This window comes from Coxiella endosymbiont of Amblyomma nuttalli, from assembly GCF_018107685.1.
Classification (GTDB): Bacteria; Pseudomonadota; Gammaproteobacteria; order Coxiellales; family Coxiellaceae; genus Coxiella.
The window spans coordinates 896423-923324 of record NZ_CP064834.1 but is presented as its reverse complement, the minus strand read 5'-3'; the positions used below and the strand labels follow the sequence as shown (position 1 = coordinate 923324).

Below are 26902 nucleotides of genomic sequence, written 5' to 3'. Positions count from 1 at the left end.
ACATCAAAAAATACCTCACCACATATTAAATGTGTTCTACTTCAAACTGATAGCTTTCGCTTTTTTAAATTTATTCAGATAATGAACTGATATGATCATATTTTGTACAATAAAAAATCACTTCGAATCTCGAAGAGATAAACTGCATTTTCTTTTTAAAATGTAACGTATTATATGTTGACATTAACTTTTTCCGTAGAATTCAAGTTTAACTAAATTAGAACATAGGGGAAAATTATTTCCAGGAAGTCGGCAGAAAATTTTCCTATTCAGGAATATAACTGCGCTAGAAAGAGAGATAAAAAATAATAAAGTATGATAAAATTCGACTCATGGAATCCATTCTAGAAAAACTAAGACGACGAGCTATTAGTGCGCATGCTGTCCAAGCAGGTCAAAAAGGCATACAGGAGATTAAAAATATTATTACGGTGGCTTCTGGTAAAGGTGGTGTTGGGAAGTCAACGACGGCAGTTAATCTTGCTTTGGCACTCAGCGGGGCGGGTGCTCAAGTAGGTCTGTTAGATGCGGATATTCATGGACCAAATCAGCCACTCATGCTTGGAATTCGAGAAAAGTTTGAAATACAGTCCAATAAAAAATTGATTCCAATTAGGAAATATGGTATTCAGTCCAGTTCCATTGGCTACCTTATTAATCCAAAAACACCGATGATCTGGCGAGGGCCGATGGTGAGTCAAGCATTACAACAATTACTTTATGATACACTATGGAAGGATCTCGATTTTCTAATTCTTGATTTACCTCCTGGTACTGGAGATGCTCCTCTAACGTTGGCGAAAAGAGTGCCAATAGCAGGTGCCGTAATAGTTACCACGCCTCAAGACGTTTCCTTATTAGATGCCGGAAAAGCACTCTCCATGTTTAAAAAATTGGGTATTACGGTTTTAGGCATCATCGAAAATATGGCTATCTATGTTTGTCCCCACTGTGGACAGGAGGACGCTATTTTCGGAAGTGGTGGTGGTAAGTTGATGGCGACTGAAAATCATATCCCTTTATTAGGTCAAATCCCTTTAAATGGTATGATTCGAAAAAATACTGATGCTGGAACTCCAATTATCTTTTCTGATCCAACAAGTTTGTTGGCAAACTATTATCGCGAAATCGCTTTCGCTTTAGTCGAGCAATTATCATTACAGCCAATCAATTATGCCATAAAATTTCCAGACATTGTCGTGGAGGGAACGAAGTAATGTCGATTAAACCCGATAAATGGATTCGTCGTATGGCTGAATCCCAAGGGATGATTAGTCCATTTGAACCAAAACAAGTCTGTCAGACGTCTTTAGGAAAAGTGATTTCTTACGGAACATCAAGTTACGGTTATGATGTCCGTTGCGCTAACGAATTCAAAATTTTCACTAACATCCATACTGCTATCGTAGATCCTAAAAATTTTGATCCTAGAGGGTTTATTGATTTAAAAGTTGATGTTTGTATTATCCCACCAAATTCATTTGTGCTGGCATATACAGTTGAATATTTTAAAATACCACGCAATATATTAACTGTTTGCGTAGGTAAATCTACCTATGCACGTTGTGGGATTATTGTTAATGTGACGCCTTTAGAACCTGAATGGGAAGGCCATGTTACATTAGAATTCTCTAACTCGACAAATCTACCTGCTAAACTTTACGCTTACGAAGGTGTGGCGCAGATGTTATTTCTTGAGTCTAATGAAATTTGCGACATTTCCTACAAAGATCGTAGCGGAAAATATCAAGGCCAGCGAGGCGTAACTTTACCGGTAGCATAAAGCTTTGAAGAAAAGTTCGCGATGATATCGATATTTATAGATGATGGTGCGTAGTGGTGTAGTATGTATATAATATGTATATTAAGATAAAGGTAAAACTAAAGGTAAAACGAAAAACAGGAGAGTGGTTGTATCCGACTGACTTGGTGATGATATCACTAGTGCATTACTGGTGTTTTTGTTGCTCTTCTTGGACGAAGATAACAAGCACGCGATGGGTATTGTATAGAATTAGGTATGTGGGAACCCATCTTGGTTATCAAGTAAATAATAACGATAAAGATAAGGTGACTAATGCGTCAGGCTTGTACGCTTTGTACAGTTAGTTTTTCGTCAACTTAAAAATGATGCAGAATAGAAAAAGTAAGAACGCAATTCTCTCCACGGAATTTTGCAAATTGGTGTAGTTCGATAAATCAACTGCTATTTGACTATGCGTTTTCAGCTGATGAGATCATAATTTAGTTCAAATTGTAGCTTGCTTAATTTAGATACTGCAGTTTTGTTTTAAAGAAGAAGTTTTCATCACTTCTTACTTATTACTTATTTTAGGATAGTCTCCCGTTTTAAGTTAAAAACGGGTGGGTCTTATGACACGATATATCTTCATTACTGGTGGTGTAGTTTCTTCCCTAGGCAAAGGTATCACTTCTGCATCCCTGGGCGCCATTCTCGAAGCTCAAGGTTTCAGTCTTACAGTCACCCTGATTAAATTGGATCCCTATATTAACGTAGACCCTGGAACCATGAGCCCTTTCCAACATGGAGAAGTATTTGTGACCGAAGATGGTGCCGAAACTGATTTAGATTTGGGGCATTATGAACGATTTGTGAATACCACTATGACCAGAAAAAATAATTTCACTACAGGTCGTGTTTATGCCGATGTGATTCGTAAAGAAAGACGAGGAGATTATCTAGGGGGAACTATTCAAGTTATTCCCCATATTACTGATGAAATCAAAGCAAAAATTCTGGAGGGAGCTAATAATGTTGACATTGCATTGGTTGAAATAGGCGGTACTGTAGGCGATATTGAATCTCTGCCATTTTTAGAAGCTATTCGTCAAATGCGTATAGAATTAGGTGAAGAGCGGACTTTATTCATGCATTTAACTTTAGTGCCCTATGTAGCAGTTGCTGGAAAAATTAAAACTAAACCTACTCAACATTCTGTTAAAGAATTGCGTTCAATTGGCATTCAGCCGGATATTTTAGTATGTCGTTCAGAACATCCACTACCTGATGATGAACGCGCGAAAATTGCTTTATTTACTAATGTACCTGTTCCCAACGTAATTTCTTTGTCTGACGTAAGATCTATTTACGAGATTCCTTTAATTTTACGTGATCAAGGATTAGGGGATCGCATTTGTGAAAAACTGAAAATTAAAACGTGCCCAGCCAAGTTAGAAGACTGGGAAAAAGTTGTGAAAGCACAAAAAAATCCTCGGCACGCTGTAACTATTGCAATGGTAGGTAAGTATGTTGATTTTTCAGATTCCTATAAATCATTAAGTGAAGCGTTAGCTCATGCTGGCATTCATACGAACACGCGAGTCAACATTGAATACATTGACTCCGAATCTATTAAATTGCATGGAACCAGTTTATTAGAAAATGCGAATGCTATTTTAGTCCCTGGCGGATTTGGTGTGCGAGGCATTGAAGGCAAAATTCTAGCTGCACAATATACGCGCGAGAATGATGTCCCTTATTTAGGAATTTGTTTGGGTATGCAAATTGCTGTTATCGAATTTGCGCGAAATAAAGTAGAAATGAAGGGTGCTAATAGTACAGAATTTGATATCCGAACACCTTATCCCGTTGTGGCATTGGTTAGCGAATGGTTATCTAAGGAAGGTATGATTGAAAAAAGAACACTGGATGAAAATCTAGGAGGAACAATGCGTTTAGGTGGACAGTTCTGTCGCTTAAAGGCTAATACGCTCGCGCGTCAATTTTATGGTAAAGATATTATTATTGAACGGCATCGCCATCGTTATGAAATTAATAACGACTATATTGGTAGCTTGGAGGCAAGAGGGCTTATTGTTTCAGGACGTTCGATTGATAATCAATTAGTGGAAATGATTGAGTTGCCGGATCATCCATGGTTCGTAGGCTGCCAGTTTCACCCAGAATTTACTTCAACTCCTCGTAAAGGTCACCCTTTATTTATTGGTTTTGTCAAGGCAGCTCTATTAGCAGCTGAATAATAGTGGTTGTTTTAGCAGTCTATTCACCAAAAAATTTATTTGACGTAAAAGACATAATTGAGTATGTACTTAAAATTGCAAGAAGGTAATCAATAAATGTTGTTCAATGATTCTCAACTATATCCTACTGACAGTTTGTTTATAATCTATAATCGTTTCTCGCTGATCTTTAGCCTTAAATTGTTTCAAGCTTAACAAAGTAATAGTTCTCGCTTCAATGGGATAATAGATAAGGTTTATAAAGCACCTATCAACATGACTGATCTTAACAGTTAATCTTAAGTACACAATTGGAAATTGTGAGTTAAAGAAATTTGAGAATAGAAACATTCATGGATCATAAGATAAAACAGCACAATCCCTTTTCACAAACAGACGGTAAAATACGACTACTGAGTATTTATGTTTATTTCATACTATCCTGAGCAGTCGCGTTACCACCATGATAGTTTTACGTAGTACGACTGTATATAAGTGGACTGTAAGGGGATTGTCTTAATTGGTAGGGTTTAGTTTAATTAGTTAGAGAGAAGAGAGAAAAAAATAGTTTTTTGTATGTGAAAGATGTAGATGAGATCAAGAAAAATATTTTCCAAGAAAATAAATACTATTCAACATATAGAATCATATGGATTCCATACAGAACAGTCGGGTACGTGATTCGTTTTGAAGATACCTTATGAAAACTTTCAAAGTTAGTTTCTAAGATTTATTTAGAAAAACTTGTTTAGAGACTTGGTGTGTTTTTTGAAAAGAAAGCTAATGAAGAACTTGATAGATCATTCAAGTTACTCTCTATCGATGAGATGTACAGAGACTATCAAGACAACATGAAAAGATAATGGATGGTTGTAAAAATATTTTAGTGAAATAAATTTAGTTGAAAATAGATAGCTTTCACCATCATGCTTCTTAAAGCATTAATTTTGGTTTAAGATAGTATATTAGGACAGTCATTTATAGCAACCCAGTAGTACCAGTATTTAGAATATTTATGAGTTCGGAAATTATGTAGTTGTATTTTTTACACACTAAAATTTTTTGGATTTATTAGTTCTTTTCTATATTGTTTCCATTTTATCTACGCAATAGATTGAGCTTTTTAAGCAAGCTTCTAAAAGTTGGTGTACAAATACTGGAAAAATCAATGTGGAGATTAGTAAGTGATTTCATCCAGACCTCCGCACATTGCTTGTTTAAATGATTCTGCGCATAATAGTACTGCTTTAAAATGGAGGTAAATGTGCCCTTCAAGGGACCACACGGCGATGACAGCTAAAATTGATATTCCTCCCTACGAAAATACACGCGTTGTGGTTTATGGTGATTTAATGATTGACCGCTATTGGTATGGTCAAGTAAGACAAATTTCTCCTGAAGCACCTGTCCCTGTAGTAGATGTGAGTAATAGTGAAGACCGACCAGGGGGTGCTGCGAACGTGGCTTTGAATGTGGGAGCGCTAGGCACGTCAGTAGTGTTGATGGGCTTGGTAGGAGATGACGGGGAAGCTAAAGAACTGAAGTCCCTGCTTGCTACACACTCTATTGATTGTCGTTTCCATCATGTACCAAATTATTCCACAGTGATCAAATTACGGATTCTTGTTCAAAATCAACAGCTTTTACGTTTGGACTTTGAAAAACGTATAAAGAACTATCGTGATACATCTTTAATGATTCGATACCGGGAGGCGCTGTCCAACGCTCAAGTGGTAGTTTTATCAGATTACAATAAAGGCACACTTAATAATGCTTCAACTCTTATTAAAGAAGCTCGTAACAAAGGATTACCTGTATTGGTTGATCCAAAAGCTACTGATTTCACTCGCTATGAGGGAGCTACTCTTTTAACGCCTAATTTAAAAGAATTTGAAGCAGTGACAGGTTGTTGTAAAACAGAACAAGAAATTGAGTCTAAAGCGCGTGTCCTTATTCAACGACACCATTTTGAAGCTATCCTCATTACACGTGGCACGCATGGAATGCTTTTAATCCAGAAAGACAAAGCAGCCGTTAATTTAACGGCATATACCCGAGAAGTGTACGATGTGACTGGAGCAGGTGATACCGTGATCTCAGTCATAGCAGCCTCACTAGCGGCAGGCTGTGATTGGGTGCAAGCAGTGACGTTGGCTAATATAGCAGCAGGATTGGTAGTTCGCAAGCTCGGGACTGCAACAATCACCGTGCCAGAGTTGCAACGCGCCTTGTATCAAATTGCTGGTTTGCATGTTGGTGTATTGACAGAAAAAGAGTTGTTATTGGTTGTTGCAAATGCACGTGCACACAGAGAAACCATAGTAATGACTAATGGTTGTTTTGATGTGTTGCATGCAGGTCATGTTCACTATCTAGAAGCTGCTAAAGTGATGGGTGATCGTTTAATAGTTGCTGTGAATAATGATCAATCGGTTACTCATTTGAAAGGAGGAAAACGGCCTTTAAATGCCTTGCACGCACGAATGGAAGTTTTAGCTGGTTTACGTGCAGTGGATTGGGTTATACCTTTTTCGGAGGACACTCCTGCTCGTTTAATTGCAAAAGTGCTTCCTGATATTTTAGTCAAAGGTGGAGATTATCAACTTGATAAAATTGCAGGTGCTGATATAGTGATTAAAAACGGCGGACGGGTATTGACTATTCCCCTCAAAAAAGGGTTTTCAACATCAAGATTAATTGAAAAGGTTAGAAGAGTGATATCGTGATTATTGTGACGGGTGCAGCAGGATTTATTGGGAGTAATTTACTTAAAGGTCTTAATAAAATGAGTCTGACAAATATCATTGCTGTTGATGATTTAACGAATGGAAGAAAATTTCAAAATTTGGCTGTTGCTAAATATGCAGATTATCTGGATTATGAAGACTTTTTAAGTCGAGTTATAGCGGGCCAAGCGTTTGCACATTCTATTGAAGCAGTGTTTCATGAAGGCTCTTGTTCAATAACCACAGAATGGAACGGTCGATATATGATACGTAATCATTACGAATATTCTAAGCATCTATTGTATTTTTGTACAAAAAGAAAGATTCCTTTTATTTACGCTTCCAGTGCTGCCGTCTACGGCAATAATCATCAATTTGAAGAAACTAGTGATAATGAAATTCCTTTAAATGTTTATGGGTATTCAAGATGGATCTTCGACCAATATTATTTACAGCAACGTAAGCAGATTAATTCTCAAGTAGTCGGATTACGTTACTTTAATGTATATGGTCCGCACGAACAGCATAAAGGTTCTATGGCCAGTATGGCTTTTCATTTAATGAATCAGTTACGAGAAACAGGAATTGTCAAATTGTTTAAGGGTTCCCACGGTTACTCCGATGGTGAACAGTTGCGGGATTTCGTTTCGATAGAAGACGTTATCAAAATTAACTTATGGTTCATGGGAAACCCAGATAAATCAGGTATCTTTAACGTTGGTACTGGAAAAGCACGAACATTTAATACATTAGCTAATATATTAATCAGATTGAATACCAGGGGAAAAATTGAATATATTCCCTTTCCTGAAAAATTAAAAGGCACTTACCAAAGCTTCACCCAAGCGAATATTGCTAAATTACGTAATAGCGGCTATTCAGAAGAATTCTTGACACTCGAAAAAGGACTACGTCATTATTTTGATTGGATGAGTTTAATGAAAAAAGAAACTACCTTATGTGAATCAAATTCTATATTTTAGTTGTTCAAAATCTTATATATAAAGATATTCTTGTCTTCTTCATTTCAATTTAGGCGACTAAAGACTATGTTATTTTAGAGATTCTGGAGTGGATCTATGTCCACCATGCCCAGTGTGCTACTCTAGATAAGCCTGAAAAAATATATTTTTCTAATAAGTGGAGCATTCAGTGGGTGATCTAGTAGAAAATCCAGAGCAAAGCCTTAAGTAAACCATACATGCAATAAATACCAGTACTATATGAGATAGTATATGAGATCAGTTGGAATTTTAGAGAATATGGAAAATATATTTAATGAGTTAGCTGAGTTTTCTACTTCAGTTTCTGACCAGAGACATGAAACTACTCATACTTTCATGAAAACCGTCAAGTTCTTTCAAGTTCTTTCCTTGCTGAAAAGAATCGTCGTGCCATCCTTTAATCCATAATTAAAGCAAGACACACCTTATCTAATTGATGTTCATCAATTAGATCGAGTTAATTTTCTAGACAATTAAAATTTACAATCTATTCAAAAGCAAATGTTACTTTCAGATCCTCATAATACCATAGGATAACAGATATAACCATAGTGATATAGAGCGCTATTTACTACTGTGCGTCGTCATAACAAGTTACAATTAATCCCTTTCAATTGTTTAATCATCAGCAATATTCGTCATAAAGAGGCTACGAAACGACTTTTACGGAAAATTTACTTTCTATAGGTGAGAAATAAGTAATGACAAAATCAATCAAATACCGCAGATACTGGAAAGAACCATCACCGATCATTTTACACCACAAGATCTTACTAAGAGATGACGCTGTAGAAAAAAATACAAGCTATCATTTCATTTATTAGGATAATAAGACGTAACTATATCAATAGGATCTAAATCCTTTTTATTTAACTTTTGTTTCTCATAAAATTTAGCGTACCGATAAAACGTTCCATAACTCTGATTCATTGCAATAATAAATCCCACGGCTAGCCATCCAAAAAATCTCTCTGTAAAATATAGACTTTGATGAATGTCCCTAAATAGTATGGGTAAGTGTTAAAAACTATGGATACTTTACTGTATCGTTTTACAAGCCGATCGATATCGAGAGTAGAATAGCGATTAGTTTTTGCATCATGTCAGATAAATTCTGAAATGGGATTTGCCAAATAGCATTTTTAAATAACCTATTAGCTTTGTGCTTTGATATCGATAATTTTCATGCACGATATTGTTGATATAACTTAAACTACCTTTTCGAAACAATTGAGGTTGACGATAATCGGGATACCAGCTGCAATATTTGATTCAACGTCCCATAAAATAATTTTTCTTGGTACTTGATCAACATCTAACGTTGCGTCAATATCAGAATTGATAATTGATTAAAGCTCATCGTTGCACCTTTAATGTGCAGCGTTCATCGGAATCTAAACTAAATATCCAGTCATATCTGTCATTTGCCATTGCTTGATTGCGCAAATCACCAAACCCTTGTAAGGAACACTTGAGCTACTCGAGCGACCCAATATTTCAGCCAACTTTGTTGTGCTATCTATGCTATATGAATCGACGACGATAATTTCATCTGCCCAAAAAACACTTTTATGGCTAGTTATATTTTTTCTATTTGATTATAAACAATAATGTACGCCGACATTTTATTCATTGGCTCTCATTTTTAACAAGAGAGAATGCATTGGCTTGCATTCTCAAAACAGCACCATCATACATTCACGCCAAATTAATTATTAATGAATTAATTATTAATTTAATAATTAATAATTAATTTAATCGTAATGTTTCATAAACATTTTTAGCGATTTCACAGTGACCTGACCTATAAGTTATTGATTACCACACACTGTCCTAAAATTGTTTTAGACCGTCTCAGCCTATTCAGGGTATTAGTAATCTAGATATCATAAGCGCAACTCTTAGATAAATTTATCACGATAAATATAGATGACTGTTATAGGGTGGCTGTACGAATGAGTTTTCACCAAACAATGATTGACATCTTTTTGATTTAACACCTCATACATCTTACTTAATTGTAAGATCACATATTTTGATTTCATATGCTACAATCTGGATAAATTACTTAGGGTCTTATGCTAATGAGAGCTACCGGTAAAATCATACAAAAAGAATCATGGACGACGAAGATTGTTGGGAGTACTTTAATTCTTTCTGCTTTTTTTTTGCCACTTTCAACAAGTATTACAGGGGCTTTATTTTCCGCATCTGCTATTTTAAGTCTGTTTAGCGATCTCTGGCAAAATAACAAATGGTGTACCATCGTTTCTTTACATCCCATTGCCGTTTTTCTGATAACTTTTGTTTTGCTTTATGTTATCGGGATTTTTTACTCTCCGGCGTCTCAGCAAGATATCCTTCATCGGTTTTCAAAATTGTTCGTATTCGCATGTGCCGCCGTTCTTTTAATGAGATTCGTTTGTGAATCCCATTGGAAACAATATATTTTAAATTCTTTTTTAATAGCAATGCTGGTTACGTTAACTTTATCGTACATCAAATATTTTTTCCATCCTTCATGGTTGCTTCATTCTCGCTTTGATCGAGCAAGTGTCTTTAAAGATCACATTGTCCAAAATTTTTTAATGGTTATTGCAGTCTTTATTTTTCTTTATCGATATGTGAAAAAATTTAATTTCCGCTGGCTTTACGGATTGTTGACTATAATAGCAATTTTTAATGTACTTTTTATCAGTGGTGGACGTTCAGGTTATTTCATTTTTGGTGCATTGCTTTTATATGCCGGGATTTTTTTTTTGGATGGCGAGGATTGTTTATTTCACTTCTTATTGCCATTATTTTAAGTGAATTGGCTTTTCATTTTTCTAACGAATTTAAGCTACGGATCGTACAAATTGTTAGCAATACTAAATACTACTATCAGCAAGGACAAGTAAATACTTCTCTTGGCATTCGTATTCAATCCATCAAAAACGCTTACTTCCTTTTTAAAGAAACACCCTGGTTTGGACACGGAACAGGAAGCTTTCGTACTGTCTACGCTACTCTACCTCAAGATCAGATAAAAGCAACTGGCATTATACCACTTTCTTACAACAGCTATTTAAACATTGGGGTTGAATTGGGAATTTTAGGTATTGCATTACTATTATTGAATTTCATATTGCAGTGGCAACACAGTTTCCTGCTCCCTGAAGAGAACTGCTATTTGATGCAAGTACTCTTAATTAGTATGATTATCGGATGCGTTGCTAATCCTTGGCTTAGTGATACCACAGAATTACATTTGTATGCTTTATCACTTGTAATTAACTTTTCTAGAAAAGATTAAAATCAGTGGTTACTAAGTAGTATATGTTTTTCACATGATACTTTTAAAGTTAATATTCTTGAATATAAACGAATTGTATTTTCCTATATTAAGAAGAAAGTCATGAATGGTTGAAGATTCCTACCCAATCAGTCTCTTTATAAGTGACTTTCCATACTATAATCGTCAATCCGATACCTGCATTTCACAAATGATATTACGTTGATTCCTTGTTTTAAGCACACATCAGTTATAAGCTGTTATATCGAATCTTACGCATTTACTTTATTGATTCATATTTATCAAAAATATCTTTATGAAACAATTTGCCAATGGAGCTGGTAGATATTGCTACTGAGAAATAATGCTATATTCAGATAATGACATACTCAAAAATATTACATCGATTGTAATTATGTAGGAGCACTGAAAAAATTATTCTCAGGTCAGACAGAGAAGATGGTCTTAAAAAACAGTTCAATTTTGTTTGAAAAATACTGGAGTAGCGATCCGAACATTAAATGTAGGACAGTTTAATTACTTTTATTCGTTTTTCAATCTGCTGATATCTTAAATAGTAAAGCAGCTTGACCACCTTCATAATACTTTTCAAGAAGAAAGAATAGTTGTAGCAGCTTCCAATATCTGTTTCGGTTTTAATTCTCTCATACAGTTATAATGTCCGTATGGACAAGTACGTTTAAAGCAAGGACTACACTGTAGTGTGGATCTTAAAATTTTAGATTTCTTTGACAGAGGTGGTGTGAATTTAGACGATGTAGAACCATATATCACGACCATGGGTCGACTCAATGCTGCTGCAATATGCATCAGACCTGAATCATTCGTTATCACCAACGAAGCCAATGACAGCAAATCTACAGCCTCACTTAACTTTGTTACTCCCGCAAGATTTTCAGCCTGATGCTTCGTTAAAGCCGTAATTGAATCCGTTATTGCTTTGTCCTTCATAGAACCAAATAGCCAAACACGCCATCCCTCGGACAGCTTAGCTCTGGCTATATCTGCGTAGTAATTCATCGGCCATTGTTTGGAGGGACCGAATTCTGCTCCAGGACATAAAGCTAGAATGGGCGTATCCTTCTTTGATAAAGAAAGTCGATTTAGTGTAGTATCAACACTTGATGCGGAAATTTGTAGTTGTGGATAAGGCAACTTGATGGGTAAAGGTTCACCTTTTTTTAATCCCAAAATCATGATACGTTGAATCATTTGCGGCAGATGTTTTTTATTCAACCACCGTATATCATTCAAAAGACCATAACGCATTTCTCCTATCCATCCAATACGTCTTGGTATTCTTGCAAAATAAGGTATCAAAGCCGATTTATATGAATTAGACAATATGATCGCCTGTTCATAGTGTCGTTCCCGAAATAATATACCTAATCGATAGCGATCACCTAATCGAAGCTCACTATGGCCAAAAGGAGAATCTAATGATTCATGAACTTCTGACATATGATCCAACAAAGGTTTTGTCCATGCAGGTGCAAAAACATCAATTTCTGAATTTGGATGACGTTGTTTCAACAAGTTAAGCAGGGTTTGAGTCATTACCATATCACCTATCCACGCAGGCCCTATAATCAAAATTTTCATTTTCTTTTCCATAAATTACGCACTCAGACTTTCTGTAATACTTTCTGTAATATTTAACATTTAAAGTCCTTCAGAATATATTCGGCTTCACAGTAAGGACACCTAACATGACCTTCCCGTTCAATAGGTAAATAAATACGGGGATGCGCATCCCACAAGCGATGTTTAAGCATCGGACAAGAAAGAGGAAGATCCGCCTGTGTTACTTCATAATGTTGTTTAGTGATACCTTGAGATTTTATCATCGCTCAGTCCTCTGAAAATCGGGAGTATTCTAACACAACGGACTTAGAGTAGGAGTTTCTTGAAAATATTTATTCTAAACATAAAAAGTGTTAGGTATTCTTCAATACACAAATTCCAGTTTAAAACAAGTAAAACAATCATGTACCTCTTAAAAAGTACAAGCTTATCAAATCTATAAACTTTAAATACTTATTTCCGTTCACGCTAATTGTTCACGGTAATTATCCTAATAACTCACTACTTTTAGACTATCTATCATTAGGTCATGCAAATAATCATCGACAAATACCACATGACATTTTTACGATTTCACCAACCAATCGTCAATATACATGGATATTTTTGACGTTATTAAAATATAATTGATTTCAAAATTATAAAAGGTGAATACAAATTTCTTATCTGATTCTCTATTTTCTTAGGATTTAAAGTTTATTGCTTTTAAGCAGCGATAGACTGATGGATCTAGATTTTATTTCTCACTAGTGATGTCTTTTGTTTCTATAATGTGAGGCAATAATTGATCTATGGGGCACAGCCATCGCTCGTTTTGGATTTGACAAATCCTTGCATGCGAAAGAATTGCGACTTTTCGCTGTAGTAGCCTTCATTAAATTGTTTACTAACATAACGCATTGACATCCTGATTAGTATGCAACTCTCAAGGTTATCACGTCTCTAATTATCTACCAATTATCTACCAATAAATTCATTTACCAATATTTCTAACTGTCTTCAGAAATGAGCATGTCTATCGACGTTTACGTTAGTGGACTTAGGTGGACTTAATTCCTGTTCTTTGTTATTTTTTGTACGATTCACATCTTTGATCTAGGATGGTTGTACTCTGAAGCAATTTTGGGATTTGCTCGCTATAGGTATCAATTGTTTTCTTATCTTGTATTTTTACTGTCAACCGTTCTCGGCCAATGCGTAATTTTCGACCGTACTATAGACATATCCAATGAAATTTGACTATATGTATTATGACAAGTAGCAAAGCGGATTCACAGGCTTGCCGTTTCGACGAATCTCAAAATGGAGCATTACACATCCTGAATCAGTACGGCCCATTTCTGCAATTTTCTGACCAGTACGAACCTTATTACCTTTCTTCACGAGAATCCGTTTATTGAACGCATAAGCACTAAGATAATCCTCATTATGCTTTAAAATTATGAGATTACCATAACCTCGCACCCCAGCACCACTATAAACCACAACCCCTTCGAAGGTAGCATGAATAGGTTCCCCATAATCACCAGTGATATCGAGCCCGAGCCCTCGGTTGTCGCCTGCCATTGGTGCAGTAGCAGAATAAGGGCCTATAATGCGTCCTTTAGCTGGCCATTGCCAATGAAACAATGATCTTCTTGATTTAGCTGGATTCATGGGCTTAGGCTGCTTCAATGGAAGCGGTTGGTCACTTTCTTGTACTAACTTAGTCAAAGTAATTTTTTGACCATATGGGACATTAGTCATATGTAATAGGTCGCCTGAACCAATAGTATAGGGTACCCTTAAATGGTTAACTGCAGCTAAGGCTCGATAATCCAGACCAAAAGCCAATGCAATGGAATAAATAGTGTCTCCTTCTTTAACACGATAAAATCCTTTCTTCGCGTTGGGCTGTAACCAACCATTAATAACAGGCGCAAAATGTGTGTTTTTTACACATCCGGCTATAATCACCCCAACCAAAATAACCAATATCAAGCCATACAATCGATTAAAAGGAATCTCTGACATGTTTTATCTTTCTAATCGCTTAATCCAACTGGACAATTGATCAAACACTTCGTAGTGCGTCAAATCAACCCGTAATGGAGTAATGGACACACAACTATTGTTAATAGCAAAAAAATCTGTGCCATGGCCAGAATCGTGCTCAGATCCTGCTGCGCCTATCCAATAGATGGGATGACCACGAGGGTCTATTTGGCGAATAGTAGGTTCTGAACGATGGCGTGTTCCTAAACGAGTAACTTCAAACCCTTTTAAATCAAGGTATGGAAGATCTGGTACATTGACGTTTAAAATGGTGCCGGGATGTAATGGTTCTTTTACAATATGTTGAATTAATTTATAAGCAACCTTCGCTGCGGTTTCATGATGTCGAAATTGCTCACCTACTAACGAAATGGCTAGTGCTGGCAATCCTAAAAACCGTCCTTCCATCGCCGCTGCCACGGTTCCTGAGTACCACACATCATCTCCTAAATTAGGTCCATCATTGATTCCAGTAACCACGATATCTGGCATTTCAGGAAGAACACCAGTAATTGCTAAATGTACACAATCCGTTGGCGTACCTTCGACGCTAATCACGCTATTTTCTAATTTTTTTATATGTAATGGTGCATTTAATGTTAACGAGTTACTAGCACCACTGCGATTGCGATCAGGTGCTACGATGTCAATCTTTCCCAGTTCAACAAGAGTACGTGCTAATACTATCAATCCTTTTGCATAAACACCATCATCATTAGAAATTAATAATCGTAGTTTTTTTTCAGAGATATTTTTCATGGAGGAAGCTTAACATTTTGACATCTATTTGACGACTTGATAGAACACTTCACCTTTCTTAATCATTCCTAAATCATTACGGGCACGTTCTTCAATAGCTTCATTGCCGTGTTTTAAGTTATCAATATCGGCTATCAACACCGCATTACGATTCGCGAATCCCTTATTTTCGAGCATCTGTCGATGAATTTTTTGATTCAAATGATAAATAGATATAATACCACCTGTAGTAAACCATAATTGATATTGCAGCAAAATAAACAAGGTGATGAGAATTATAATAGTAATGGATCGCATGGATCGCATTAGGTCTCTGTGTTAAAAAGGAAATATTTTCCTATCTGCATAGGGTGCTTGCTCACCCAATTCGCGTTCAATTTCCAATAAACGGTTATATTTCGCTATTCGATCTGATCGACATAAAGACCCCGTTTTAATTTGGCCTGCTGTTGTTGCTACTGCTAAATCCGCAATTGTGGTATCTTCCGTTTCTCCTGAACGATGCGAAATAATAACACCATAATTAGCACTTTTTGCCAAACCTACAGCGGCTAATGTTTCTGTTAGTGTACCGATCTGATTGAATTTAATTAAAGTTGCATTGGCAATACCTGCTTTAATACCATCTGCTAAAATTTTTGGATTGGTTACGAAAACATCGTCACCTACTAATTGCACTTGATTTCCTAATTGTTCTGTTAGTAATTTCCATCCTTTCCAATCATTTTCCGATAAACCATCTTCAATCGAAATAATTGGATATTTCTTCGTCCATTTTGCAAAGCGACCAATTAGAGCATCAGTGGTCACTTTTTCATTTTCGAAATTATAAAAACCGTTTTCATAAAGTTCTGAACTCGCGGCATCTAAAGCTAAATAAACGTCTTTACCTGGTTTGTAATGAGCATCACAAATAGCTTCTAAAATCAATTCAAAAGCAGCTTCGTTATGAGGTAAATCAGGTGCAAAACCGCCCTCATCAGCAACAGATGTTGTTAATCCGTGTGAAGTTAATTTCTTTTTTAATGCATAAAAAATTTCTGCGCCATAACGAAGCGCCTCAGCAAATGTGGGAGCGCCAACTGGAACAATCATAAATTCCTGAAAATCTAAATTATTATTAGTGTGGGCGCCACCATTAATAATATTCATCATAGGTATTGGCATACTAAAGGGACCATCGCCACCAAGATAGCGATATAACGGTAAGTTCATATCATTTGCTTCCGCACAGGCTACTGCTAATGAAACACCTAAAATAGCGTTAGCACCTAAATTGGATTTATTTTCTGTTCCATCTAATTCGAGCATAATACGATCAATCTCTTCCTGAGAACGAGGATCTTGACCTAATAAGGCTTCGCGAATGGGACCATTTACATTTTTAATCGCTTGTAATACGCCTCTGCCTTCATAACGCTCAGGATCGTTATCTCGTAACTCAACGGCTTCATGCTTTCCCATCGATGTACCAGAGGGAACAGCTGCTCGACCCCGTGCATGTGAAGAAAGCGTAACCACTACTTCAAGAGTAGGATTTCCTCGTGAATCTAGAATTTCTCTGGCATCAATGTCACTGATGGTTGTGGTCATGGTAATGACTATAAAAATATAAATTTTTAATAAGTTTTTAGCGATTAATTAAATTTCAAACTAAATCTCAAAATATCAAATTTAATTTAGTAATTAGTAAATTAATTAATTTTAATTTCATATCTCATATACTTTGATTTTCTTTATTTATTTTCTTCATTTTTTAGAAAGTTAGTTTCCTTAACCACTTTATCAATAACTTGCAGTGTTTTTAATAACGGAAACATCTTTGCTAAGGGCCAAGCATTGGGTCCATCGCTTAAAGCACGATCAGGATCAGGATGCGTTTCCATAAAAATACCAGCGATCCCTGCTGCTACAGCCGAGCGCGCTAATAACGGTACAAATTCTCGCTGTCCACCGGAAGTGGTACCTTGCTTTCCTGGTAATTGCACAGAATGAGTCGCGTCAAATACCACTGGGCAAGCCGTCTCTCTCATAATAGCTAAAGCACGCATATCAGAAATTAAATTATTATATCCAAACGAATAACCGCGCTCACATACCATAATATTTTTATTTCCCATTGACCGTCCTTTTTCTACCACTTGTTTCATTTCCCAAGGAGACAAAAATTGCCCTTTTTTGATATTCATTGGTTTCCCACATGCAGCTACATTACGAATAAAATTACTTTGTCGACACAAGAAAGCAGGTGTTTGTAATATATCAACTACAGAAGCTACTTCGTTAAGTGGTGTATCTTCGTGTACATCAGTTAAAACTGGAAGCCGCAATATTCTTTTAACTTTCTCAAGAACTGCTAATCCTTTTTCAATGCCTAGTCCACGATAACTTAAATGTGAGGAACGATTAGCTTTTTCGAACGATGCCTTAAAAACAAAGGGTATATCCAATGCTTGGGTGATTGTTTTAAGCTCACTAGCGACATCCATCACTAGTGCCTCACTTTCAATCACACAGAGACCTGCAATTAAGAACAGAGGCTGATCTAAGCCCACTTCGAAACCAGCAATTTTCATACTCTCAACTGTAATGAAGTTATGAAAGAATGACAAGTGAAGGATTGTGCCTTTTCTCAACGCAGCATTGAATTAAACCCCCGATATTATTTTCAGAGGGTATTCTGTAGACTTCTGCTTTTCCATTCGGTTTTCTTACCAATACCAATAAGAAGTGGACTATCCAGTCTCATTTTTAGCATTGACAACTAACTTTTTTATCCATTCCTTTTCCCTTTTCTTTCTGGTTTTCTCGGCAAATTAAAATCGTTGTCTTAAATCTGAGAAATTGCTTGTTTTAAAAGCATCGCTCCATGTTTGTTTGCTCAATTAAAAAAGAATTACCATTCTCTAGACAACCTTTAAAAGATCATTCATCCAGACATGGATACAAGTTTTTGATTCATGATTATAGCGGACTATCAAACTGATTACGTAACAATTTTTCCTTTTACCGATAACATCTTAGTTACAAATATGACCTTTGTATTCACCCTTTAAAGACCAGTTGGAAACGTAAAATACCTTACACACTATAATTGGAAATTCCTATGAAAATGTCAGAGTCATTCACTTGTTTCATATAATTTTTGAGATTTTATCTATAATTCTTTAATCAGAAAAATTATGTCTTTTTGATTTTCCTATAATTTTTGAATTAGTAAAGCGTTTTTATCCACATCTATTTTTGAGAGGATTGCTTAGTGGTATAGAATGAAATAGTTTGCAATCCGCCATTGTGGATAATTAAAATTAATTGATTTCTGCTGCATAATCCTTCCCTTGCCGTCATAATTACTATGAAGAAAGATTCGGTGTTACTGAATTATGGTAGAAAGATTTAACAGCATTGATCCTTACTAAACTTTAGATAATGAACTTAGCTGGTATCTAGACATAAAATGTTTAGATGAAGCTGAATTACACGATCTTATAGCTTGGAAGTGTTATAGATGTCGTACGATTTTCAACTTTTTAGCACTACAGCACTACAGCATAAAATATAAAAAGTCCAGCCTTTGATACTAAAGACGAAGAAGACGAAGTAGAAAGTTCATAAAGTGTTTCTATTTACACTGCTAATATAAAGTAACTTGCTGATCTTAAATAGAAAAAAAATTTGCATTGCTAAAAAAAGATGAGTACTGATTTTGTTAATAACGTAGAATTAATATTCGTGTTCCTTGTATTTAGAATACATAGGTGTATAGTGGCGCGATTTATTTGTTGAACAGGTGGTGAGAAACAGGGTTAAAAGGTTAAATCAAAATCTTATCCTCAGAAGTGATACTCTTCGCTAAAACGTTATTTAATCATCTATGATGCAATCTTGTGTTATTGAGAACAGAAAAATGATTTTCTGATACCAGGTAAAAAAAATTACATCCTTTTATATCTTTTGAAAGACATGGTAGTCTAAAATGTAAGAAACTCATTTTTATTTCATTTAGTTACAGTATGACGATTGATTGTTTTTTAGGAATAGGGGAGATTTCTGTTATCTAAGAAGACGTTGGATCATTAACAAAGCCACCAAACAAGATACGAAATAGTTATTTCTTTGAGTACAGAAATCTCGGAAGATCATAAAGATTCTAATGTTAGTGTAATTTGAAAGTATAGATAACATGACAAGCGTACTAGATAAAAATAGGATACTATATTAGAACAATTCCTAGAGTAACTAATTTCCAATTTCTTTAAAAAGTTCAGGGGTCCACCTCATCGTTTTACATCTTTGCAAGTTAGCCTTAGCTTATTGGAACGCATTAGAGCAGAAACAGAAGAATCATATTTAAGTTCATTATTTAACTTAGTATTATTCGTTAAAAATATTATTTTTTGATTGTCTTATGTTAAATGTTCAGTTTAACCTGATGTTATTTAACAGTTTTTAATAATATTTCTGAATATCTATGGAGTAATTCGTATTGTATTGTTCTGGAAAATTTAGGCGAAAGTCTATATGTAAACGAGAATTGATGTCAGTGGTATAATCTTTTGTAAATTAACCTTCGGAATTATTTGGGATAGACTTGTGTTCTGAATTGATATATATGTATATATATACAATTATACAATTATAAAATCATCATTTCGAACTGAAACATTTTGAAACATTGGTGCTTTGTTATTATTATTTCACGTCTGAGCATTAAAAAAATATTTTTCTTATCTAATCGCGTTACGCTTGTTGATCATCTTTACTAACCCGTTTTATTCGGATGTTCACACAAATCGTTAATTAAACAATTGGGACATTTTGGACGTCGTGCCGTACAAATGTAACGTCCATGAAGAACCAGCCAATGATGGGCGTCAGCTAAATACTTTTGAGGAACAACTCCCATTAATTTTTTTTCAATTTCAAGCGGGGTTTTCCCATAAACTAGGCCCGTTCGGTTTGTAACTCGAAAAACATGTGTGTCCACAGCAATTGTCTTTTGTCCAAAAGCTATATTAAGAATAACATTAGCCGTTTTGCGACCCACTCCCGGTAAGGCTTCTAAGTCTTCACTTGTATTTGGCACTGTAGAATCATACTTTTCGATTAATATGTTACAAGTTTTAATGATATTTTTAGCTTTAGAATTGAAGAGACCGATAGATTTAATATATTGCTTTAAACCTTCTTCTCCTAGTTTTAAGATTGTATGCGGTGTATTAGCGACTTTATACAATTTTTTCGTGGATTTATTAACACTTATATCGGTTGCTCGTGCAGAAAGCATTACAGCAATCAGTAATTCAAATTTAGAATAATAAACTAATTCTGAAACTGGTTGACTATTACGAACTTTAAATCGATGAAACATTTCTTTCCGTTTAGCTTCATTCATATAACGCTTTCCTTTTTTCCTCAACGCGTGAAATCGCGGCACGAATGGCGGCTCTACGCATTTCTATTGTTAAGTCAGAAACTTTATTACCACATTGCTCGGTTTTATCGCGCATCAGTCTTTTTTGCCGATTTTCATGGCGTAAACGCCATTGCTGAGCAGAATGATTTTTCTTCTCGGACGTTAATGTTATTGATTGAATATCAATACAGTCGATTGGACACAAGGACAAACATAATGAACAACCTGTGCAGGCATCACTAATGATAGTATGCATTTGCTTAGCAGTACCTATAATCGCGTCGGTCGGACAGACTTGAATGCACTTTGTGCACCCAATACATTCTTCTTCACGAATTACTGCAATTGTGGGAGGCTTCGCTTTTTTTGACATTTCGGAAATATAAGGTGTAGCATCTACATTAAGATATTTGGCAAGTGCCATTAGTTTTTCAACACCGCCGGGCAAACAAAGATTAATAGGTGCTTCATTCTTGGCAATTGCTTCAGCATAAGATCGACATGTAGAGTACTCACATAATCCACATTGCGTTTGGGGTAATAGCGAATCAATTTGATTGACTAGATTTGCACTCTTTTCAGTCATTGGGTTAATTGGGATATTGTATTAGGTGGTACACGTTGTATTAAGGGTTCAAAAGGATTGACAGAGTGATCAAGTAAAGGCGTTTTTAGCGTTGACCAATTAAGTTTGCTATTTAAAAATTGCTCTGCTTTTTTTGCGGTTACTGGCAATATTGGCCTTAAAAAAGTAGTTAACACCTTAAACAAATTTAATCCTTCTGTACAGATCGCTTGGACTTGATTTTTATGATCCGTTTCTTTCACCAGTACCCACGGTTTTTTAGCATCGATGTATTGATTAGCACGGTCGGCTAGCGCCATGATAGTTCTCACGGCTTTATTGTAGTTTAATGATTCATAGCATTTGATGATGATTTGTTCCGTTTCTATAAAAGCTTCATACAATTTAGGCTCTGGCAATTCAGTGGACAATTGACCGTTAAATTTTTTAGTGATAAAACCTGCACATCGACTTGCTAAATTAACGTATTTACCTACAAGATCAGTATTGACACGTTGTACAAAATCCTCAAGATTTAAATCAATATCTTCTACTTGATGATTTAATTTCGTTGCATAATAGTAGCGTAAATATTCAGGATCTAAGTACTGCAAATAATGACGTGCTGTAATGAAAGTACCGCGGGATTTTGACATTTTTTGTCCATTAATGGTTAAATAACCATGAACATAAATGGCGGTAGGCAAGCGAAAGCCGGCTCCTGATAACATCGCAGGCCAAAAAAGTGCGTGAAAATAGACGATGTCTTTACCTATAAAATGATAAAGCTCTGTTGGGCTTCCTTTTTGCCAATAATAGTCAAAATTAACAATAGGACGTTTTTTTGAAAGATTTTTTAAACTTGCCATGTAACCAACAGGCGCATCCAACCAAACATAAAAATATTTATTAGGCACCTCCTCGGGGATTTCAAATCCAAAATAAGGCGCATCACGAGAAATATCCCATGGTTTAAGTCCATCAGTAAACCATTCTTTTAATTTATTGGTTACCTGTGGTTGTAAATGGCCTGAATTAATCCATTCTTTCAATAAATCAGTGTAATGATTTATTGAAAAGAAGAAGTGTTCGGAATCTTTTTTAATGGGTTTTACGCCTGATAATCTAGAAACTGGATTAATTAATTCTGTTGATCTGTAGGTTGCACCACAGATTTCACAAACATCCCCATATTGATTAGGCGAATCACAATGAGGACAAGTACCTTGAATGAAACGATCGGGAAGAAAAATTTCTTCTACTGCATCATACGATTGAGAAATTGTTTTAGTAAAAATATCTCCCCTTGCTTTAAGGTGTTTATAAATCAATTCAGAAAGTTCGCGATTCTCAGGTGAATGAGTAGTATAAAAGTTGTCAAAATCGATTAAGAAATCAGCAAAATCGTTAGCATGTTCTTGATGCATTTTAGTTACTAAAGTTTCAGGAAGAATACCTCTTTTTTTGGCTGAAATCATGATTGCTGTCCCATGCGCATCTACCCCGCAGATAAAAAGGCAATCATTACCATAGAGAAATCGTTGAAATCGCACCCAAATATCCGCCTGAATGTATTCAACCATGTGTCCAAGATGAACGGGCCCGTTAGCATAGGGCAATGCAGCAGTAACCAGAATTTGTCGATTTTTTATGTTCTTCATGAAAGAGACACTATACTCATTTTGCATTGAGTTTTCATCCTTATTCTTCATCTTAAAATTTTCCCCATCTAGAGGGTGGGATAACTTTTAGTAGCATAGCTTTCTGTTACGAGTTATTTTTTTGAATCTTTGAGTAGGTGTATCACTGGTTATGGTTATCATCTAAATAACTTTGATCATTGTAGTTTTTCTATCATTATGAAGAAAGTTACTGACCTCTTTTTTTTGTTGCTAGAATTTATCGTACTAGAATATACTAAATCTGAAGCCATCAGAGAGTGAGAATTTTTGATTTCTGGTGTAGAAAAATTCAGGTAACATACATGTATTGGTTCGTTAATGTTGTTTAATTGAGCTAAAGATCTATCTTAAATGAATTTACAAATTAAGTAGTAACTCCACTCTCCAAGCACATCTACATTCATCCCATATATCATTATCTTTAAATTTTGAAGGTAGAAATTATAAAATGCATGTTGACACGAATTATCTTTTTCTGTATTTCAATTTTAGATCAGATTAGGGGTGAGGATTAGCTGCGCGTGTATGATGATAGTAGAAGAAATGATGTATCTAGGATGATGTATCCAAAAGCACTTAATGTAATACATGTAATACGAAATATGCTCAGTCAAATAGGCCAATAAAACTAATCTTGCTATGTTGCAGCAGTACCAGTATTTTACTAAATGTCCAACTTATTCTACCAAGTTGCATAACTTATTAAAACGCGTTATCATTCGGGCTTTGTTTCGAGAACATTGGGAATCGTCATGCCTTCACGTCGAGATTGTGCTAACGCGATTCGTGTGTTAGCAATGGATGCTGTTCAGAAAGCGAATTCGGGCCATCCAGGTATGCCAATGGGTATGGCCGATATCGCCGAAGTTTTATGGCGAAATTTTCTAAAATTTAATCCGCAGAATCCACAGTGGTTGAATCGTGATCGTTTTATTTTATCTAATGGTCACGGGGCAATGCTGCAATATGCGCTTTTGCATTTATCAGGTTTCAATCTTACTATTGAAGACATTAAACAATTTCGCCAGTTTCATTCTCTAACACCAGGACATCCGGAATTTGGCGATACGCCAGGGGTGGAAGCTAGCACCGGGCCTCTTGGACAGGGACTGGCAAATGGTGTGGGCATGGCAATAGCAGAACAGATTTTAGCTGCTACATTTAATCGAGAGGGATTTCCTGTCATCGATCATCATACCTATGTCTTTGTTGGAGATGGTGACTTGATGGAAGGAATCTCGCACGAAGCCTGTTCCCTTGCGGGAACGCTTGGACTAGGAAAGCTCATAGTATTGTACGATGACAACGGCGTTTCTATCGATGGTAAAGTAAGTGACTGGTTTACAGATAACACACCGCAACGTTTCGAAGCATATGGTTGGCATGTTATGCCAGAGGTTGATGGACATGACTCCTATGATATTACTAAAGCGATCGAGGCAGCAAAAAATGTAATGGATAAACCCACTCTGATTTGTTGTAAGACCATTATTGGTTATGGTGCTCCTATGTTAGCTGGTAAAGCGATCACCCATGGTGCTCCGTTGGGAGTAAAGGAAGTCGCTGGTGTACGTCAAGTTTTAAATTGGCCTTATCCACCTTTTGAAATTCCCTGTGATATTTATGCTGCTTGGGATGCAAAAGAGAAGGGTAAATCGTATGAAGCTGAATGGAAGACACTTTTTACAAAATATAAAAAACGACATCCAAAGCTGGCTCATGAGTTTTTACGACGACAAAAAAAGCAACTACCCGAAATATGGGAAGCACAATGGCAAGAGTTAATTTCAAAAATGCAAAAGTCCAGAGAAGACGAAGCCACTCGTAAATTATCTTTAAAATGTCTAAATACTTTCGCTCATCTATTACCTGAACTAATTGGTGGTTCAGCTGATTTGTCTGAATCTAATTGCACTAAATGGTCTGGATCAACTCGTCTTGGTAAAAAAAATCGCGATGGCAATTACATTGAATATGGAGTTCGTGAATTTGCAATGACTGCGATTCTTAACGGAATAGCTCTACATGGCGGTTTTATCCCTTTTGCCGGTACGTTTTTAACCTTTTCCGATTATGCACGCAATGCAATACGATTGGCCGCTATGGAAAAAGTGCAGACTATTTTCATTTACTCTCATGATTCAATTGGGCTTGGTGAAGACGGTCCCACACATCAACCGGTTGAACAATTACCTGCACTAAGAATGATTCCTGGATTACGTGTTTGGCGTCCTTGTGACGGAACAGAAACTGCGGTGGCTTGGAAACAGATGTTAGAACATCAAGGTCCCAGTTGTCTTCTATTAACGCGCCAAAAAGTGCATCACCAGGAACGCGATGAAAAACAAGTCTCTCTAGTTGAAAAAGGTGGTTATATTTTGTGGGAATCTAAAACGGATCCCATTATCATTTTGATGGCAACAGGTTCAGAAATTATGATCGCCGTAGAAGCAGCAAAGGCCGTGGAAAAGAAAAACATTTTTGTACGAGTTGTCTCCATGCCTTGTTGTGAATTGTTCAAAAAACAGGATACCGGTTATCGTGAATCTGTTCTACCTGCACATATTACCAGACGTATTGCCATTGAAGCCGCTCAACCGGATTATTGGTATCAATTTATTGGTTTTCAGGGAGATATTATTGGGATTAATCGATTTGGTTCTTCAGCGCCGTGGGAAGTTGTTTATCGGAAATATGCTTTTACTCAGGAACACGTTGTCGAAAAAATTAATCAATTAATGAGGAGAATAGCATGACTTTCAATATCGCAATTAATGGCTATGGTCGTATTGGACGAAATATTTTGCGAGCATTGTATGAATCTGGCAACAAGCATAAAGATCTAAAAATTGTTGCCATTAATGATTTGGGTGATATCAATACTAGTGCATATCTAACCAAATATGACAGTGTGCACAATCGATTTTCTGGCACAGTCCGCATCGGTAACAATTGTCTGGTCATTAATGACGATAGTATTGAAGTATACGCTACCAAAAATCCAGAAGAACTACCATGGCAGAATCTTAACATTGATTTAGTTCTTGAATGTACAGGTTTATTTACTAGCAAAAAAAAAGCGGAAGCACATTTAAAAGCAGGTGCTAAAAAGGTCTTAATTTCAGCGCCAGCAGGTAATGATGTCAAGACTATTGTATTTGGGGTTAATGAAAAAATTATTACTAAGGAAGATACAATTATTTCAAACGCTTCATGCACGACAAATTGCTTAGCGCCGCTCGTTAAAATTTTAAACGACGAAGTTGGTATTGATCGTGGTTTAATGGTGACTGTGCATTCATATACTAATGATCAAAATCTCACAGATAGTTATCATAGAGATCTATACCGCGCTCGTGCCGCAACACAGTCTATGATTCCTACTAAAACTGGGGCAGCTGCGGCGGTAGTTTTAGTGTTGCCTGAATTAGATGGGAAGCTTGATGGATATGCCATTCGTGTACCAACAATCAACGTGTCTGTTATCGATTTTACTTTTAACGCGAGACAATCCGTCAGTGCTGCCGAGGTCAATTTTATTATGAAAAAAATGGCTGAAGATAAAATGAAAGACATTCTTGGTTACAGCGATGAGCCATTAGTTTCTATTGATTTTAATCACGACGCACATTCTTCTATTTTCGACGCGGGACAGACACGCATCATTGATAAGTTAATTAAGGTTGTTTCATGGTACGATAACGAATGGGGATTCTCCAACCGGATGCTCGATACGGCTCAAGCATTTTTAAATATTTAACGGTCTCGTGTCTTTTTGGCACGCAACGGTATTTTCATTACCTAGACTTCTCGTTGTCGTTCGCATTTGTGCGGATGTATCTCTCCACTCTGTTGC

Annotated in this window: 19 protein-coding genes; 9 read left to right on the top strand and 10 right to left on the bottom strand. The window is 36.1% G+C overall.

The window, feature by feature from the left end:
- The first annotated feature begins 332 nt into the window (after nt 1–332).
- From CEAn_RS03335 to CEAn_RS03305, 7 genes are all read left to right on the top strand, one after another.
- Nucleotides 333–1217 carry an Mrp/NBP35 family ATP-binding protein gene (locus tag CEAn_RS03335; protein WP_211923779.1) on the top strand — a complete coding sequence of 295 codons (885 nt, stop codon included), beginning with the start codon at nt 333–335 and terminating at the stop codon, nt 1215–1217.
- Entirely contained in the window at nt 1217–1783 is a 567-nt protein-coding gene (gene dcd, locus CEAn_RS03330; RefSeq protein ID WP_211923778.1) for a dCTP deaminase, read from the top strand. Before CEAn_RS03335 ends, dcd begins: the two co-directional genes overlap by 1 nt.
- Before the next feature lie 590 nt (nt 1784–2373).
- Nucleotides 2374–4002: a CTP synthase gene (pyrG, locus tag CEAn_RS03325; protein WP_211923777.1), complete on the top strand. Its 1629-nt coding sequence runs from the start codon at nt 2374–2376 to the stop codon at nt 4000–4002.
- A gap of 1268 nt (nt 4003–5270) precedes the next feature.
- Nucleotides 5271–6707, top strand: coding sequence for a bifunctional D-glycero-beta-D-manno-heptose-7-phosphate kinase/D-glycero-beta-D-manno-heptose 1-phosphate adenylyltransferase HldE (hldE, locus tag CEAn_RS03320; RefSeq protein ID WP_211923776.1), 1437 nt, complete (start codon nt 5271–5273; stop codon nt 6705–6707).
- Nucleotides 6704–7690: an ADP-glyceromanno-heptose 6-epimerase gene (gene rfaD / locus CEAn_RS03315; protein WP_211923775.1), complete on the top strand. Its 987-nt coding sequence runs from the start codon at nt 6704–6706 to the stop codon at nt 7688–7690. The genes hldE and rfaD overlap by 4 nt, the downstream gene beginning before the upstream one ends.
- A gap of 2105 nt (nt 7691–9795) precedes the next feature.
- Nucleotides 9796–10518, top strand: coding sequence for a hypothetical protein (locus CEAn_RS03310; RefSeq protein WP_211923774.1), 723 nt, complete (start codon nt 9796–9798; stop codon nt 10516–10518).
- Nucleotides 10485–11006: an O-antigen ligase family protein gene (locus tag CEAn_RS03305; RefSeq protein ID WP_244670064.1), complete on the top strand. Its 522-nt coding sequence runs from the start codon at nt 10485–10487 to the stop codon at nt 11004–11006. Before CEAn_RS03310 ends, CEAn_RS03305 begins: the two co-directional genes overlap by 34 nt.
- A gap of 588 nt (nt 11007–11594) precedes the next feature.
- Here the strand turns inward: CEAn_RS03305 and waaF are convergent.
- The 10 genes from waaF to metG form a co-directional block, all read right to left on the bottom strand.
- Nucleotides 11595–12608 (bottom strand): lipopolysaccharide heptosyltransferase II, encoded by a 1014-nt coding sequence (gene waaF, locus CEAn_RS03300; RefSeq protein ID WP_244670063.1) that lies wholly within the window; start codon nt 12606–12608, stop codon nt 11595–11597.
- A gap of 53 nt (nt 12609–12661) precedes the next feature.
- Nucleotides 12662–12853: a zinc-finger domain-containing protein gene (locus CEAn_RS03295; RefSeq protein WP_211923772.1), complete on the bottom strand. Its 192-nt coding sequence runs from the start codon at nt 12851–12853 to the stop codon at nt 12662–12664.
- Nucleotides 12854–13838: 985 nt separating this feature from the next.
- Nucleotides 13839–14603: a peptidoglycan DD-metalloendopeptidase family protein gene (locus CEAn_RS03290; protein ID WP_244670062.1), complete on the bottom strand. Its 765-nt coding sequence runs from the start codon at nt 14601–14603 to the stop codon at nt 13839–13841.
- A 3-nt stretch (nt 14604–14606) separates the two neighbouring features.
- Nucleotides 14607–15383 carry a 5'/3'-nucleotidase SurE gene (gene surE / locus CEAn_RS03285; protein WP_211923771.1) on the bottom strand — a complete coding sequence of 259 codons (777 nt, stop codon included), beginning with the start codon at nt 15381–15383 and terminating at the stop codon, nt 14607–14609.
- A 24-nt stretch (nt 15384–15407) separates the two neighbouring features.
- Nucleotides 15408–15680 (bottom strand): cell division protein FtsB, encoded by a 273-nt coding sequence (gene ftsB / locus CEAn_RS03280; RefSeq protein WP_211923770.1) that lies wholly within the window; start codon nt 15678–15680, stop codon nt 15408–15410.
- A gap of 21 nt (nt 15681–15701) precedes the next feature.
- The gene (gene eno / locus CEAn_RS03275; RefSeq protein ID WP_211923769.1) at nt 15702–16976 is read right to left on the bottom strand and encodes a phosphopyruvate hydratase; all 1275 of its coding nucleotides are present in this window, start codon (nt 16974–16976) and stop codon (nt 15702–15704) included.
- Between the two features lie 143 nt (nt 16977–17119).
- The gene (gene kdsA / locus CEAn_RS03270) at nt 17120–17959 is read right to left on the bottom strand and encodes a 3-deoxy-8-phosphooctulonate synthase (protein WP_211923768.1); all 840 of its coding nucleotides are present in this window, start codon (nt 17957–17959) and stop codon (nt 17120–17122) included.
- Nucleotides 17960–20145: 2186 nt separating this feature from the next.
- A complete protein-coding gene (nth, locus tag CEAn_RS03265; RefSeq protein ID WP_211923767.1) occupies nt 20146–20778 on the bottom strand; it encodes an endonuclease III in 633 nt (210 codons plus the stop codon).
- Nucleotides 20771–21385 (bottom strand): RnfABCDGE type electron transport complex subunit B, encoded by a 615-nt coding sequence (locus CEAn_RS03260; RefSeq protein WP_211923766.1) that lies wholly within the window; start codon nt 21383–21385, stop codon nt 20771–20773. The genes nth and CEAn_RS03260 overlap by 8 nt, the downstream gene beginning before the upstream one ends.
- On the bottom strand, nt 21382–23025 hold the full coding sequence (metG, locus tag CEAn_RS03255; RefSeq protein ID WP_244670061.1) for a methionine--tRNA ligase: 1644 nt from the start codon (nt 23023–23025) through the stop codon (nt 21382–21384). The genes CEAn_RS03260 and metG overlap by 4 nt, the downstream gene beginning before the upstream one ends.
- 773 nt (nt 23026–23798) lie before the next feature.
- On the opposite strand from metG, the gene tkt reads away from it, so the two are divergent.
- Both tkt and gap read left to right on the top strand, forming a co-directional pair.
- Entirely contained in the window at nt 23799–25802 is a 2004-nt protein-coding gene (gene tkt / locus CEAn_RS03250; protein WP_211923764.1) for a transketolase, read from the top strand.
- Nucleotides 25799–26806, top strand: coding sequence for a type I glyceraldehyde-3-phosphate dehydrogenase (gene gap, locus CEAn_RS03245; RefSeq protein ID WP_211923763.1), 1008 nt, complete (start codon nt 25799–25801; stop codon nt 26804–26806). Before tkt ends, gap begins: the two co-directional genes overlap by 4 nt.
- The last annotated feature ends 96 nt before the right edge of the window (nt 26807–26902 follow it).

Excerpts from the sequence above, each read along its gene's own strand:
- CEAn_RS03335 (WP_211923779.1), top strand. The coding sequence starts at position 333 with ATGGAATCCATTCTAGAAAAACTAAGACGACGAGCTATTAGTGCGCAT.
- pyrG (WP_211923777.1), top strand. The coding sequence starts at position 2,374 with ATGACACGATATATCTTCATTACTGGTGGTGTAGTTTCTTCCCTAGGC.
- kdsA (WP_211923768.1), bottom strand. The coding sequence starts at position 17,959 with ATGAAAATTGCTGGTTTCGAAGTGGGCTTAGATCAGCCTCTGTTCTTA.
- dcd (WP_211923778.1), top strand. The coding sequence starts at position 1,217 with ATGTCGATTAAACCCGATAAATGGATTCGTCGTATGGCTGAATCCCAA.
- metG (WP_244670061.1), bottom strand. The coding sequence starts at position 23,025 with ATGAAGAACATAAAAAATCGACAAATTCTGGTTACTGCTGCATTGCCC.
- ftsB (WP_211923770.1), bottom strand. The coding sequence starts at position 15,680 with ATGCGATCCATTACTATTATAATTCTCATCACCTTGTTTATTTTGCTG.
- CEAn_RS03260 (WP_211923766.1), bottom strand. The coding sequence starts at position 21,385 with ATGACTGAAAAGAGTGCAAATCTAGTCAATCAAATTGATTCGCTATTA.
- CEAn_RS03310 (WP_211923774.1), top strand. The coding sequence starts at position 9,796 with ATGAGAGCTACCGGTAAAATCATACAAAAAGAATCATGGACGACGAAG.
- eno (WP_211923769.1), bottom strand. The coding sequence starts at position 16,976 with ATGACCACAACCATCAGTGACATTGATGCCAGAGAAATTCTAGATTCA.
- hldE (WP_211923776.1), top strand. The coding sequence starts at position 5,271 with ATGACAGCTAAAATTGATATTCCTCCCTACGAAAATACACGCGTTGTG.
- nth (WP_211923767.1), bottom strand. The coding sequence starts at position 20,778 with ATGAATGAAGCTAAACGGAAAGAAATGTTTCATCGATTTAAAGTTCGT.
- tkt (WP_211923764.1), top strand. The coding sequence starts at position 23,799 with ATGCCTTCACGTCGAGATTGTGCTAACGCGATTCGTGTGTTAGCAATG.
- CEAn_RS03290 (WP_244670062.1), bottom strand. The coding sequence starts at position 14,603 with ATGTCAGAGATTCCTTTTAATCGATTGTATGGCTTGATATTGGTTATT.
- gap (WP_211923763.1), top strand. The coding sequence starts at position 25,799 with ATGACTTTCAATATCGCAATTAATGGCTATGGTCGTATTGGACGAAAT.
- CEAn_RS03295 (WP_211923772.1), bottom strand. The coding sequence starts at position 12,853 with ATGATAAAATCTCAAGGTATCACTAAACAACATTATGAAGTAACACAG.
- surE (WP_211923771.1), bottom strand. The coding sequence starts at position 15,383 with ATGAAAAATATCTCTGAAAAAAAACTACGATTATTAATTTCTAATGAT.
- waaF (WP_244670063.1), bottom strand. The coding sequence starts at position 12,608 with ATGAAAATTTTGATTATAGGGCCTGCGTGGATAGGTGATATGGTAATG.